Source organism: Nocardia sp. NPDC049935 (genome assembly GCF_055586645.1).
Window position 1 is genome coordinate 534,228 of record NZ_JBVJHV010000002.1, and the last position, 13,032, is coordinate 547,259.

A 13,032-nucleotide genomic window follows, 5' to 3' on the forward strand; every position below is an offset into this window, starting at 1 on the left:
GCCACCTGCGGTAACTCCCTCCGAGCGGCCCCCGTATCCTCACTCGGTGGGCGCCGAATCGTGCGCCGGACCCGAACTTGCCGCGACTCGCCTACGCAGGCGGAAGGACACCGATGATCGACCAGGCAACGACCGACCGGGACGTCTTGGCCGGGCTGGTGCGCGAGTTAGCCGTCGTGCACGGCAAGGTGACACTGTCCTCGGGTAAGGAGGCCGACTACTACGTCGACCTGCGCCGGGCGACTCTGCATCATCGGGCCGGGCCGCTGATCGGCACGCTGTTGCGGGAACTCGTCGCCGACTGGGAATTCGATTCGGTAGGCGGGCTCACCATGGGCGCCGACCCCGTCGCGCTGGCCGTGATGCACGCCCCCGGCCGCCCGATCAACGCCTTCGTCGTGCGCAAGGCCGCGAAAACCCATGGCATGCAACGCCAGATCGAGGGCCCCGACGTGGTGGGCAAACGGGTGCTGGTCGTCGAGGACACCACCACCACCGGCAACTCCCCGCTGACCGCCGTGCGCGCCCTGCGTGACGTGGGCGCGACCGTGGTCGGGGTGGCCACCGTGGTCGACCGGGGAACCGGCGCGGATCGGGTCATCGCGGACGAGGGTCTGGAGTACCGTTCGATTCTGGGCCTGCGGGATCTGGCGCTGGGCTGAAGTATGACGGGCTGTTCAACCTCGGGTCGCCCTCCGTTAGCCTGAGGATCCGTCAGTACTGCGAATCGAAGGGTCGTGAATGTCGTGGTGAGCATTGCCGGCAAACAGGGGCACGACAACGTCGCAATGCTCGGTATCGGTGCCTACCGGCCGCAGCGCGTGGTCAGCAACGCCGAGGTGTGCGAGGTTCTCGACTCCACCGACGAGTGGATCTTCGAGCGCAGCGGTATCCGCAACCGGCGCTGGATCAGCGGTGACGAATCGCTGCGCTCCATCTCGGTGGCCGCCGGCCGTCGGGCACTGCGCAACAGCGGGGTGGATCCGGAGAAGATCGGCGCGCTGATCCTGGCCACCTCGAGCTGGCCCATGCTCACCCCGCACGGCGCCCCGATCGTCGCCAGCGACCTCGGGATGAACGGTATCCCCGCCTTCGACCTCACCTCCGGATGCGGTGGGTTCGGCTACGGCCTCGGTGTCGGCGCCGATATGATCCGGGCCGGTTCGGCCGAATATGTCCTGCTCATCGGGGCCGAGACGATGACCATCGGGATCGACCCGACCGATCGCGGCACCGCCTTCATCTTCGGTGACGGCGCGGGTGCGGTGGTGCTCGGGCCGAGCGAGGAGAACGGGATCTCGCCGACGGTCTGGGGCAGCGACGGCGAGAACGCCGAGGCCATCAAACAGGACGTCAACTTCATCGACTACATGCAGCGCGCCCAGGACCTGCAGGGCACCGATCCGGCCGTGGAGCCGGTCGGCCGGATGGCGCTGCGGATGGAGGGACCGCGGGTGTTCCGCTGGGCGGCGGTCACCCTGCCCCGGGCGCTGTCCACCGCGCTCGATATGGCCGGGGTGTCGAAGGACGATATCGAGGTCTTCATTCCGCACCAGGCCAACGCGCGGATCAACGAGCTGATGAAGAAGAACCTCGGGCTGGCCGACGATATCCCGATGGCCGGCGATATCGAGAACACCGGTAACACCTCGGCTGCCTCCATCCCACTGGCCATGGAGGAGATGCTGGCGACCGGCAAGGCCAAGGGCGGGCAGCTGGCGTTGCTGCTCGGCTTCGGCGCCGGGCTCAGCTACGCGGGCCAGGTGGTGACCCTGCCGCCCGCTCCCGACGAGTCGAGTCTCTGAGATGCGGCCCCTGCGCGCGGGTTTCCTGGCCGCGACGGCGGTTACCGTACTGGGCGCGCTCACCGGGCGTGAACGGCTGCAGTGGGTGGCCAAACCGCTGATGATGCCGCTGCTGGCCGCCGATATCGCGACCGGCGGCGCCGATATCGATCCGTCCGAGCGAACCCTGCTGCTGGGTTCGCTGGGCGCGGCCACCGTGGGCGATATCCTGCTGATCGACCCGGACGACGACCGCCGGCTCATCGCCGGCGCCTCCTCGTTCGCGGTGATGCAGACCGGTTACGCCACCCTCTGGTGGCGGCGCGGGGCCCGGCCGCGGCCGGAAGTGGCGCTGCCCCGGGTGCTGGCCTGGGCGGGGGCCGCGGCACTGCTGCGGGCCAAGGCCCCGGTACTGGCCGTGCCACTGGGCGCCTACGGTGCGACGCTGGGCACCGCCGCGGTGCTCGCCTCCGATCCCGCGCTCGCCCCCGGCGCGAAGACTGTTGCGGGGCTGAACATCCCGGATGCCGATCCGCGCAGCCGGCTCGGCCTGGGCGCCCTGCTGTTCACGGTATCGGACGGTCTCATCGTGTTGCGCCGGCTGTTCGCGCGGGGTGAGCGGTCGCGGCGGGTGCTGGAGGGCACCATCCTGGCGACCTACGGGGCGGCCCAGTACCTGCTCACCGACCCGGGCGCGCACACCCGTCGTTAGCCCGGCCGCCCTGTCCCGGCCGGATTTTCGCTCGTGGCCGTTGTCGTGGGGCCGCTACTATCCACACATGAGCTACCCGCCGCCGTACGGCTATCCCGCCTACGGGCCGCCGCCCGAGCATCCGCAGGCCACGCTGGTGCTGATCCTCGGCATCGTCGGCTTGGTGTTCTGCCAGCTGTGCGCGCCGTTCGCGTGGGTGATGGGCAAGCGGGCGCTCAACGAGATCGACGCCTCCGGCGGCGCCATCGGCGGCCGGAGCAATGTGATGGTGGGCTACATCTGCGGGATCATCGGCTCGGTGTTCGTGATCCTGGGAGTTCTCGCGATCGTCGCCTACATCGTGTTCGTCATCGTCCTGTTCGGTACGTCGAGCGCGGTCTGACGCCCCCGAGTACCGGTCCGGTCACCAGGCCGTGGTCAGATCGGCGTGCTGGCGGATCCAGGTGTGCATGGCGATCCCCGCCGCGACGCCCGCGTTGATACTGCGGGTGGATCCGAACTGGGCGATGGAAACGGTGAGTACCGCGGCGTCGCGGGCGCTTTCGGTGACGCCCGGACCCTCCTGGCCGAACAGCAGCAGGCAGCGGCGCGGCAGCCGGACGGTCTCCAGCGGTACCGACCCCGGGACGTTGTCCACGGCGACCACGGAGAGGTCCTCGGCGCGGGTGAAGTCGAGCAGGGCCTCGATATCCGGATGATGGGTGATGTGCTGGTAGCGGTCGGTGACCATGGCGCCCCGGCGGTTCCAGCGGCGCCGGCCGACGATATGCACCGCACCCGCGGCGAAGGCATTCGCGGTGCGCACCACGGTGCCGATATTCGCGTCGTGCCCGAAGTTCTCGATGGCGATGTGGAAGGGGTGCCGGCGGCGGTCGATATCGGCGACGATCGCCTCGCGGGTCCAGTAGCGGTAGGCGTCGACGACATTGCGGCGGTCGCCCTCGGCCAGCAGTTCCGGGTCGAACCGGTCGTCGTCGGGCGGGGGGCCGCCGTGTTCGGTCACCCAGGGTCCGACACCGTGCGGGTGTTCGCCCCATTCGGTGGGGCCGGGTTCGTGGCGACCGGCCGGATCGTCCTCGTCGCCGGATTCCGCGGGTTCCGCGTCCGCTTCTCCGCCGGCGCCCGCGGACGCCGGCTCCGGACTCGGGGCGGGTTCGGGGCCGGCCGTTGGCGCAGGATTGGTCACGGCATGATCGTAGTGCGGGCGGGCCGGGCACCGGCGGGTCGGTCTGGTCCGATCGAATACCGTTGTGCCGATTGCGGTTACCGCGATCGGAGGCGCGAACGGTCTCGATACCGACAGGCGGAGCGGCCAGCCCCCGGCCGATATGTTAACCCCGCTTGACGGCCGACCGGGTTCTGCGCCGGCGCTGTCCGGCCGCAATCAGCCGTGGTCCCGAGGGATAAAGCGCGTACCCGAACGGTTGCGCTTCGACTCGGTAACAATTGAGCGGCGTGAATTCCGATTCTCCTGGCAATATGGGTTGCATGACCCCGCCCAGCGACGATCTCGATGTTCCCCGGCGTTCGGCCGGGCAACAGCGCAGGCGGCTGGGCAACCCCGCGACGCTGTGGTCGGAACGGGCGGATATGGCCGAGGCGGCGATTCTGTCGCGGCATCTGAGACCGGTCTGGCTGCTGCCCGCCACCGGCCTCGGAGTCGTGGGCTGGCCGGCGACCAGGCGGGAACGGTTCTTTCTCACCTGGCACTACTGGTGGCAGGCCCATCTGATCGACTGCGCGGTGGACGCCGCCAACCGGGCGCCGACGATCGCGCGCCGCAAACGGGTCGCCACCCTGGTCCGTTCGCATCGCCTCCGCAATCTCACCGGGTGGACCAACCGCTATTACGACGATATGGCCTGGCTGGCGCTGGCACTGGAGCGCGCCACCCGCATCCAGGAGAACGCCGAGGCACGGGGCGGGCTCGGACCGCTGGAACAGAAGCTCTACGCCGCCTGGGACCCGGCCGTGGGCGGCGGTCTGCCCTGGCGGGTCGGTGCGGATTTCTACAACGCCCCCGCCAACGGGCCCGCGGGTATCGCGCTGGCCCGGCTCGGCCGCTACGAACGGGCCGCCGAGATCGCCGACTGGATCGATCGCACCCTGCGCGACCCGGAAACCGGCCTGATCTTCGACGGTATCCACCTGCCCGCCGGCAATCTCGAACGCCCCATCTACACCTACTGCCAGGGCGTGGTGCTGGGACTGGAAACCGAACTAGCGGTCCACACCCACGACGGCGTACATCTGGATCGCGTGCACACGCTGCTCGACGCCGTCGAGGACGATCTCACCACCGAGAGCGTGGTGCGGGGTGGCTCGGGCGGCGACGGTGGACTGTTCAATGGGATTCTCATCCGGTATCTCGCGCAGGTCGCTCTCATGCTGCCCGGCGATGAACACGAACAACTCGCCGATCGCCGCACGGCGGCCCGGATCGTGAAGGAATCCGCCGCCTCGGCCTGGGCGAATCGCCTCGACGTCGAGGGCGAACCGCTGTTCGGCCACGACTGGACGACCTCGGCGAAACTGCCGGGTGGTAGCGCCGGCGCCGGCGGGGTCACCTCGAACGGCGCGGTGACCTCCTCGCGCGTACCCGAACGCGATCTATCGGTACAGCTGTCGGGTTGGATGCTCATGGAAGCCGCCCATATGGTCACGGCGGCCGGACTGTAGGTCGTTCCAGCCGCGTCCCGGGGCGGAGTCGTGATCGGCCCGGGCGAGTTCCGGTAGCGGCATGGTGTCGCCTTCGGCCGAGGCGGAATCCAGATCGAAATCCTCTTCCGGCTGCGACATCTCGTGCCGGTACTGCCTGACGCCGATGATCGTGCCGACGATCAGGCACAGCACCAGTGAGCCGATCACGATCGGCATCAACCAGGAGAACTGCTGGATGAAACTGCCCGCGTAGTAGCCCATCAGCAACAGCACCGGGGCCCAGATGATCGCGCCGACCGTGGAGGCCACCGTGTACCGGCGATGATCCATCTCGGCGGCGCCGGCCACCATCGGGCACAGGGTGCGCACCCACGGAATCCAGCGGGCGATGAGGACCGCGACGAAACCGTGCCGTTGCAGCAGGTCGGCGACGCGGGCCAGATTGCGGGTGTTGATATAGCGCCCGTTCTTCCGGGCCACGAGCCGGTGCCCGGTGCGCCGGCCGACGACATATCCGACCTGGTTACCGGCGATAGCGGCCACCATCGCGCCCACCGACAGCAACCACACCTGGGTTTCGCCGGAAGCATGCGAGGCCATCACGATCCCCGCCGTGAGCAGCATCGAATCGCCGGGCAGGAAAAGTCCGAGAATGAACGCGCATTCCAAGAAGACGAAGGTCAGAACCACTATCCAGACCAATGTCGGACCGGCCGAGATCAGTGGTTCGAAACTACCCATCGCATGGGGCATGGCCTGGCTGGACACCTCTACCTAACGGGGCTCTCGTTCGCGCCGGTCGTACCGCCGGTCCGTACCACCGGCAGGGGCATGGTGGCGTCGATCGGACCGGGCATATCCACGGCCGGCAGTTCGGCGGTGGAGGTGATCCCGGCCGCGGCCGCCGGCCGAGCCGCGGACTTGCGGCCGAGCAGCTTCTTGGCCACCGCGCTGATACCGGGCAGGATCGAGATGAACACGATGAACAGGAAGATCGCTTCGACGTGATCGCGGATGAAGGCGATACTGCCCAGGTAGTACCCGAGAATGGTCACCCCGCCGCCCCAGGCGACGGCGCCGACGATATCGAAGGCGAGATAGCGCTGATAGTTCATCTTCGAGACGCCCGCCAGAACCGGCATGAAGGTCCGGACGATCGGGACGAATCGGGCGAGGATGATCGTTTTGGGGCCGTGCTTCTCGAAGAATTCGTGCGTTTCGGTGACGTAGCTCTTCTTGAAGAACCGGGTGTCCTCTTTGTGGAACAACGCCGGACCGATGGCCCGGCCGATCCAGTAACCGCACTGGTCACCGGCGAACGCGATGAGGACGACGGCCGGCAGCAGCACCCAGATGGACACCGGGGGGTTCTCCTGGGCGGCCAGTAGACCGCCGGTGAACAGCAGCGAATCACCGGGCAGCAGCGGGAACAGCAGTCCGGTTTCGATGAAGACGATCACCAGGATGGCCGGTAGCACGGCGTTCTTCAGCCATGTCTCGGTCAACAGGTGCATCGGGTCGAGCAGTTCGGTCAGAGCCAGATTGCTCGTCACCGCGTCGGAAGCCGCCAGCGCAATCACCCGGACCACAGTACCGGTAACTCCGGCACCCGCAGGGTGCGGCGGCGCAAACAATCCCCTTATACCGGATGAATCCCGCCTGCCTTAGGGTATGGGCAGAAACAGACAGTCCCGTCTGCCGCACTACACGGAGGTCTTCACAGTGCCGATTGCGACTCCGGAGGTCTACGCCGAGATGCTCGGTCAGGCCAAGGCGAACTCGTTCGCTTTCCCCGCTATCAACTGCACATCCTCGGAGACGATCAACGCGGCGATCAAGGGTTTCGCCGAGGCGGGCAGCGACGGGATCATCCAGTTCTCCACCGGTGGCGCGGAATTCGGTTCCGGCCAGGGTGTGAAGGATATGGTCACCGGCGCGGTCGCGCTGGCCGAATTCGCCCATGTGGTGGCCGCGAAGTACGGCGTCACCATCGCGCTGCACACCGACCACTGCCCGAAGGACAAGCTCGACGGATTCGTCCGCCCGCTGCTGGCCGTCTCGCAGGAGCGCGTCGACGCCGGAAAGAACCCGCTGTTCCAGTCGCATATGTGGGACGGCTCGGCGGTCCCGATCGACGAGAACCTCTCCATCGCCCAGGAGCTGCTGGCCCAGGCCGCCGCCGCCCGGATCATCCTCGAGGTCGAGATCGGCGTCGTCGGTGGTGAAGAGGACGGCGTCGAGGCCGAGATCAACGACAAGCTCTACACCTCGCCCGCCGATTTCGAGAAGACCATCGACGCCCTGGGCGCCGGCGACAAGGGCAAGTACCTGCTCGCCGCCACCTTCGGCAATGTGCACGGCGTCTACAAGCCCGGCAACGTGGTGCTCAAGCCCGAGGTGCTGGCCGAGGGCCAGAAGGTGGCCGCGGCCAAGCTCGGCCTGGGCTCCGACGCGCAGCCCTTCGATTTCGTCTTCCACGGCGGGTCGGGTTCGCTGAAATCGGAGATCGACGATTCGCTGCGCTACGGCGTGGTGAAGATGAACGTCGACACCGACACCCAGTACGCCTTCACCCGGCCGATCGCCGCCCATATGTTCGCCAACTACGACGGTGTGCTGAAGATCGACGGCGAGGTCGGCAACAAGAAGACCTACGATCCGCGCAGCTACCTGAAGAAGGCCGAGCTGAACATGGCGCAGCGGGTGGTGCAGGCCTGCGAGGATCTGCGGTCCGCGGGGCGCTCCATCAGCGCCTGATACCCGTGCCCTCACCCGCAGCCAGATGACTCTCGATCTCCGTGTGCTGGGGCCCGTGCGGTTACTGGTCGGCGGTGAGCCGATTCCGGTCGGCGGGCCCAAACCCCGGGCGCTGCTCGCCGCGCTCGCGGTGAACCGGCGGCGTGCCGTCGCCTCGACGACCCTGGCCGATATGGTCTGGAACGAGGAGCCGCCGGACGCCTATGCGGCCAGCCTGCAGGTGTTCGTCTCCAATATCCGCAAGGCACTGCGGAATTCGGGGATCGACCCGGCGGCTGTGCTGCGTACGGAATCCTCCGGCTACCGGCTCGAGATCGCCGACGACGCGTGCGATCTCGGCCGGTTCGAGGCCGCCCGGGACGCGGGCAGCCGGGCCTCGGCGGCCGGTGACAACATCTCGGCCTCGCGCCTGTTCACCACCGCGCTGCGCGAATGGAACGGCCGCGCGCTGTCGGATCTGGCCGGTCTGGGTTTCGCCGACGGATTCGCCACGGCGATGGAGGAGGAACGGCTCCTGGCCGTCTCGGCGCGGTTCGACGCCGAGATCGCCTGCGGACGCGCGGTCGCGGTGATCGGCGAACTCGTCGCGCTCACCACCGAGCATCCGCTGCGGGAACCACTGTGGGCCCAGCTCATCACCGCCCTGTACCTCTCCGAACGCCATGCCGACGCGCTGGAGGCGTGCCGCCGGGTACGGGCGGTACTCGCCGAGGAACTCGGTATCGATCCGGGTCCGGCGCTGCTGGAACTGGAACGGCGGGTGCTGCGCCAGGAACCGCTGGGCGCCGGGGAGCTCAAAAGTGTGGAGCGGATGGCGGCGGCCATGACCGATACGGTCACCGAGGTGCCGCGTACTGTGCGCAGCGGGCAGCTACTACTCCCCGACGGCCGTCTCGTCGTGGTCGCGCACGGCAGTCTCCGGATCGGCCGGATGACCGATAACGATCTGGTCCTCGACGATCCGAAGGCCAGCCGCTACCACGCCCAGATCAAGCTGGGCCGCGCCGGTCTGCTGATCGAGGACCTGGATTCGGCCAACGGCGTGTACGTCAACGAAGAACCCATCGACTCCGCGCTGCTCGCCGACGGTGACACGATCCGGATCGGCAACACCGTCCTGGGCTTCCAAGCGGTTCGCTGAACCGTCCGGCCCGCTCACCCGCGGCGAGCGCGCAGTGCCGCTAGCCGAGGATGTCGTGCCGGACGATGGTCTGGTCGCGGCCGGGGCCCACTCCGATACAGGAGATCCGGGCGCCCGACAGTTCCTCCAGCCGGTGCACATAGGCCTGGGCGTTGGCGGGGAGCTCGTCGAAGGTGCGGGCCCCCGAGATGTCCTCCCACCAGCCCGGCATCTCCTCGTAGATCGGTTTCGCGTGGTGGAAACCGGTCTGGGTGGTGGGCATCTGTTCCACCCGCTCGCCGTCGACCTCGTAGGCCACACAGATGGGGACCCGGTCCAGGCTGGAGAGCACATCCAGTTTGGTGAGGAAGTAGTCGGTGATCCCGTTTACCCGGGTGGCGTAGCGGGCGATCACCGCGTCGAACCAGCCGCAGCGCCGGGCGCGGCCGGTGGTCACGCCGACCTCGCCACCGGTCTTGGCCAGGTAGGCGCCCGATTCGTCGAACAGTTCGGTCGGGAACGGGCCGGAACCGACGCGGGTGGTGTAGCACTTCAGGATCCCCAGCACGGTGCCGATCTGGTTCGGGCCGATACCCGCGCCCACCGCGGCGCCGCCGGCGGTGGGGTTGGACGAGGTGACATAGGGGTAGGTGCCGTGGTCGACATCCAGCAGCGTGCCCTGCGACCCCTCCAGCAGCACGGTTTCGCCGCGTTCCAGCGCCAGGTTCAGCTCCAGGCGGGTATCGCTGATCCGGTGCGCGAACCGCTCGGCCTGGCCCAGCACCTCCTCGACCACCTGCTGCGGGTCCAGGGCGCGCCGGTTGTAGATCTTGACCAGCACCTGGTTCTTGAACTCGAGGGCGGCCTCCACCTTCTGGGTGAGGATCTTCTCGTCCAGGACATCGGCGACCCGCACCCCTACCCGGGCGACCTTGTCCTGGTAGCAGGGGCCGATACCGCGGCCGGTGGTGCCGATCTTGTTGTTGCCGAGGAACCGCTCGGTGACCTTATCGATGGCCACGTGGTACGGCATGATCAGATGCGCGTCCGCGGACAGCAGCAGACCCGAGGTGTCGACATCGCGCTCCTCGAGTCCGGCGAGTTCGTCGAGCAGAACACCCGGATCGACCACCACACCGTTGCCGATGACGTTGTTGACCCCCGGGGTGAGGATGCCCGAGGGGATGAGGTGCAGCGCGAAGTTGTCCCCGTTGGGTAGCACCACGGTGTGACCGGCGTTGTTACCGCCCTGGTACCGCACCACCCACTGCACGCGGCCGCCGAGCAGGTCGGTGGCTTTGCCCTTGCCCTCGTCACCCCACTGGGCGCCGATGAGGACGATTGCCGGCATGGTCGTGTCTCCTACGGTTCGACGCGCGACACGCACTTCGTATCGCAGCTACCTGCCGTAATGGGGAGGAAGCCGGGAGCACAGTCTAGCCGAGGCCCCTCGGCGGGCCGGGACGGCCGCCGTGCCCGGCCCGTTGCGCGGGTCGCCGAAGCCCACCCTCTACACTCGGGGATGACCGGTCCGAGGGAGGGTGTTGGGCGTTTGAGTACCCAGGTTCTCCGCTGTGCAGACGTTCCGGTGCCCATCGCCCTGGCGGCACAGTCCACCGCGCAGTCCGACGCCGTTCCGGATCCCGCGCTCATCGACGAACTGCTGCCGGTGCTGGCCGCCGACAGTCTCCCGCGGTTGATCGTGCTGGGCGGCGATGCCGCGCTGGCGGCCGTGCTCACCCATCTCATGCGGACCGAACGGCTGCATGTGGAAGTCGGGTACGTGCCCCTGGAAGGGACCTACGGCGCGCAGGCCTATCACACGGGCACCGGGAACGCCGCCGCCAAACGCGCCCTGGAGGGCAGCGCCGAAGAAGTGCCGCTGGTCCGCGATGACACCGGCACCGTGCTGGTGGGCCGGGCCAAGATCACCGGAGTGGACGGCGCCCACCTGACCGGCGAGGCCTACGTGGACGACACCCGCCTGTTCTCCGGCGAAGTGCGGGCCATGTTCGTGACCCCGACGCTGGAACTGCCGGGAGTCCGCGCGAGCGTGCCCCGCCGCTTCCGCCGCCGCCGCTGGACCGCAGGCCGCGCCGCCCAGCTCGGCACCCCCGCCGCGGTGGTGAACCGCGACGGTGTGCAGAGCGACCGCCCGGTGCCCCGGGCGAGTTTCTACCGCCACCACGAACCCTGGCTCCTGGTCCGGTGAGCGTCCCGGAATTGCGGCGCGGCGCGGTGCGGCCGAGCCCGGTGTTCCTGCTCGTCGTCGCTGTCGCGGTGGCCGGCGCGGTGCTGGCCTGGGGCGCGGATACGGATTCGTGGCAGGCGCGCGCCGGAGTTTTCGTCCTGGTGGTGGCCGGCTGGGTGGTGAGCCTGTGCCTGCACGAATTCGCCCACGCCTACCTCGCCTGGCGCGCCGGTGACCGCGAGGTGGAATTGCGCGGCTATCTCACCCTGAACCCGTTGAAGTACAGCCATCCGCTGCTGTCGATCGTGCTGCCCATGGTGTTCATCGCCCTCGGCGGAATCGGCCTGCCCGGCGGAGCGGTCTACATACATACGCACCAGGTGTCCCCCCGAACCCAGCGGCTGATCAGCGTCGCCGGACCCGCCGTGAACCTCCTGTGCGCCGTGATCCTGCTGCTGGTGGTGCGGCTATTCGGCAGCGCGGAACACAACCCCGCCTTCTGGTTCGGCCTGAGCTTCCTGGCCTTCCTCCAGGTGACCGCCACCCTGCTGAACCTGCTGCCCATTCCGGGTCTCGACGGCTACGGCGTCGTGGAACCCTCCCTGAGCTACCAAACCCGGCGCGGCCTCGAACAGTTCAAACCCTTCGGCATGCTGATCCTGTTCGCCCTGCTGTTCACCCCCGCCATCAACCAGGTCTTCTTCGACGCCGTCTACGCCCTGTACGACCTCTCCGGCGTCCCCGAGGAATGGTCCCGCTACGGCAGCTACCTGACCCGCTTCTGGAGTTGATTCCCGGTACCCGGCCCGTCCGCCGAGGCGCTGCCTCACCCCGGCGGACTTCGGGCTACCCGGCGGGCCGGACCCGCTCGAACCGGGTAGCGCACTCCGCCGGGCTCAGTGACCGCTCCAGTACCAGTTCGGCGGTCATGCTCGGGAAGTACCGCAGCGCCGGGAAATGATGTGGATACGGCATCTCGTCGAGCACGAGTACCCGTTCGCCGGCGATGACCGGGATATCGGAGGGCGTGCCCTCGTTCCAGATCCTGGTTCCGTCGGTGGCGTGGAACAGGAATGAGCAGACGGTCGGCTCGCGTCCGTCGGCGTCCCGGGAGACCGCGACCGCCTCGGCCGTCGGCGCCTCGCCGGGTAGATATCCGCCGCCGACGAGCGCGTCGCCGAGCAGGGTCTGCAACTGGAAGTTGTCGGCGATCCCGCTGATCCGCAGCAGATAGCCGGTACCGGTTTCGCGATCCAGGGCGATCAGCGGCTCGTCGTCCAGAACCAGCAGCGCGTAGTCGAGATCTTTGCTGTCGGAATCGGTGGCCCGCGTGTAACTCTGATACCGCTGCGTCAGCATCTCGCGCAGGGGAGTGCCGAGATGCCGGCGAACCGCCTTGCGCTGCAGCATGGAGAGCGAGGCGGTCAGCCAGGGGGATACCGTCAGCCAGGACAGGGTCTCCTCGAAACCGAACGCCTCGAACATCGACTCCAGCAGTTCGTTCTCGTCGCCGACGTCCGCGGGGTCGGGCAGGCCGACGTCCATGGTCGCGGCCCACTGCCCGACCATCTCCTGGGCCTTTTCCAGCGTATTCGCGAAATTCGCCAGCACCTGTGGCGCGCAGGCGATCGGGTCGGCGCCGACCTCGACGCAGTAACCGATCATCGCCGCGATATCGGCTCTGCCGCCGATCGGGACGTCATCGAGTACGGCCGCCAGGCGCGGCCCCGCCTGTGCCAGCGTCGTATGGCTCGCGTCACCGACCAGCACCCGAAGCTCCCCGTGTGCCGCTACGAGTTCATCCGGA

The 13,032-nt window shown here is 68.2% G+C and carries 13 protein-coding genes and 1 pseudogene; 9 read left to right on the forward strand and 5 right to left on the reverse strand.

What is annotated here, in order from left to right:
• The first annotated feature begins 113 nt into the window (after positions 1-113).
• The 4 genes from pyrE (at position 114) to ACZ6SF_RS10705 (ending at position 2,878) form a co-directional block, all read left to right on the forward strand.
• Positions 114-662 carry an orotate phosphoribosyltransferase gene (pyrE, locus tag ACZ6SF_RS10690; protein ID WP_466061815.1) on the forward strand — a complete coding sequence of 183 codons (549 nt, stop codon included), beginning with the start codon at positions 114-116 and terminating at the stop codon, positions 660-662.
• Between the two features lie 84 nt (positions 663-746).
• Positions 747-1,805 carry a beta-ketoacyl-ACP synthase 3 gene (locus tag ACZ6SF_RS10695; protein ID WP_466061816.1) on the forward strand — a complete coding sequence of 353 codons (1,059 nt, stop codon included), beginning with the start codon at positions 747-749 and terminating at the stop codon, positions 1,803-1,805.
• Between the two features lies 1 nt (position 1,806).
• Entirely contained in the window at positions 1,807-2,496 is a 690-nt protein-coding gene (locus tag ACZ6SF_RS10700) for a lysoplasmalogenase family protein (protein WP_466061817.1), read from the forward strand.
• A gap of 67 nt (positions 2,497-2,563) precedes the next feature.
• Positions 2,564-2,878, forward strand: coding sequence for a DUF4190 domain-containing protein (locus tag ACZ6SF_RS10705; RefSeq protein WP_466061818.1), 315 nt, complete (start codon positions 2,564-2,566; stop codon positions 2,876-2,878).
• A 21-nt stretch (positions 2,879-2,899) separates the two neighbouring features.
• On the opposite strand, the gene ACZ6SF_RS10710 is transcribed toward ACZ6SF_RS10705, so the two are convergent.
• Entirely contained in the window at positions 2,900-3,682 is a 783-nt protein-coding gene (locus ACZ6SF_RS10710; RefSeq protein ID WP_466061819.1) for a TrmH family RNA methyltransferase, read from the reverse strand.
• 404 nt (positions 3,683-4,086) lie between these two features.
• On the opposite strand from ACZ6SF_RS10710, the gene ACZ6SF_RS10715 reads away from it, so the two are divergent.
• Positions 4,087-5,175, forward strand: a complete 1,089-nt coding sequence (locus ACZ6SF_RS10715) for a glycoside hydrolase family 76 protein (RefSeq protein ID WP_466062252.1) — start codon at positions 4,087-4,089, stop codon at positions 5,173-5,175.
• A gap of 84 nt (positions 5,176-5,259) precedes the next feature.
• On the opposite strand, the pseudogene ACZ6SF_RS10720 reads toward ACZ6SF_RS10715, so the two are convergent.
• Together ACZ6SF_RS10720 and ACZ6SF_RS10725 are read right to left on the reverse strand one after the other, a co-directional pair.
• Positions 5,260-5,898, reverse strand: a pseudogene (locus ACZ6SF_RS10720) (DedA family protein); the annotation flags it as partial.
• Positions 5,899-5,927: 29 nt separating this feature from the next.
• Positions 5,928-6,671 carry a DedA family protein gene (locus ACZ6SF_RS10725; RefSeq protein ID WP_466062253.1) on the reverse strand — a complete coding sequence of 248 codons (744 nt, stop codon included), beginning with the start codon at positions 6,669-6,671 and terminating at the stop codon, positions 5,928-5,930.
• 208 nt (positions 6,672-6,879) lie between these two features.
• Between ACZ6SF_RS10725 and fbaA the strand changes: the two genes are divergently transcribed.
• Both fbaA and ACZ6SF_RS10735 read left to right on the forward strand, forming a co-directional pair.
• The gene (fbaA, locus tag ACZ6SF_RS10730) at positions 6,880-7,914 is read left to right on the forward strand and encodes a class II fructose-bisphosphate aldolase (RefSeq protein WP_466061820.1); all 1,035 of its coding nucleotides are present in this window, start codon (positions 6,880-6,882) and stop codon (positions 7,912-7,914) included.
• Between the two features lie 25 nt (positions 7,915-7,939).
• Entirely contained in the window at positions 7,940-9,055 is a 1,116-nt protein-coding gene (locus tag ACZ6SF_RS10735; RefSeq protein ID WP_466061821.1) for a BTAD domain-containing putative transcriptional regulator, read from the forward strand.
• Positions 9,056-9,095: 40 nt separating this feature from the next.
• On the opposite strand, the gene ACZ6SF_RS10740 is transcribed toward ACZ6SF_RS10735, so the two are convergent.
• The gene (locus tag ACZ6SF_RS10740) at positions 9,096-10,385 is read right to left on the reverse strand and encodes an adenylosuccinate synthase (RefSeq protein ID WP_466061822.1); all 1,290 of its coding nucleotides are present in this window, start codon (positions 10,383-10,385) and stop codon (positions 9,096-9,098) included.
• Between the two features lie 201 nt (positions 10,386-10,586).
• On the opposite strand from ACZ6SF_RS10740, the gene ACZ6SF_RS10745 reads away from it, so the two are divergent.
• The gene (locus ACZ6SF_RS10745) at positions 10,587-11,246 is read left to right on the forward strand and encodes a hypothetical protein (protein ID WP_466061823.1); all 660 of its coding nucleotides are present in this window, start codon (positions 10,587-10,589) and stop codon (positions 11,244-11,246) included.
• Complete coding sequence (locus ACZ6SF_RS10750; protein WP_466061824.1) at positions 11,243-12,016, forward strand: site-2 protease family protein; 774 nt, start codon at positions 11,243-11,245, stop codon at positions 12,014-12,016. The genes ACZ6SF_RS10745 and ACZ6SF_RS10750 overlap by 4 nt, the downstream gene beginning before the upstream one ends.
• A gap of 55 nt (positions 12,017-12,071) precedes the next feature.
• Here the strand turns inward: ACZ6SF_RS10750 and ACZ6SF_RS10755 are convergent, their stop codons facing one another.
• Positions 12,072-12,995, reverse strand: coding sequence for a hypothetical protein (locus tag ACZ6SF_RS10755; RefSeq protein WP_466061825.1), 924 nt, complete (start codon positions 12,993-12,995; stop codon positions 12,072-12,074).
• Positions 12,996-13,032 lie beyond the last annotated feature (37 nt).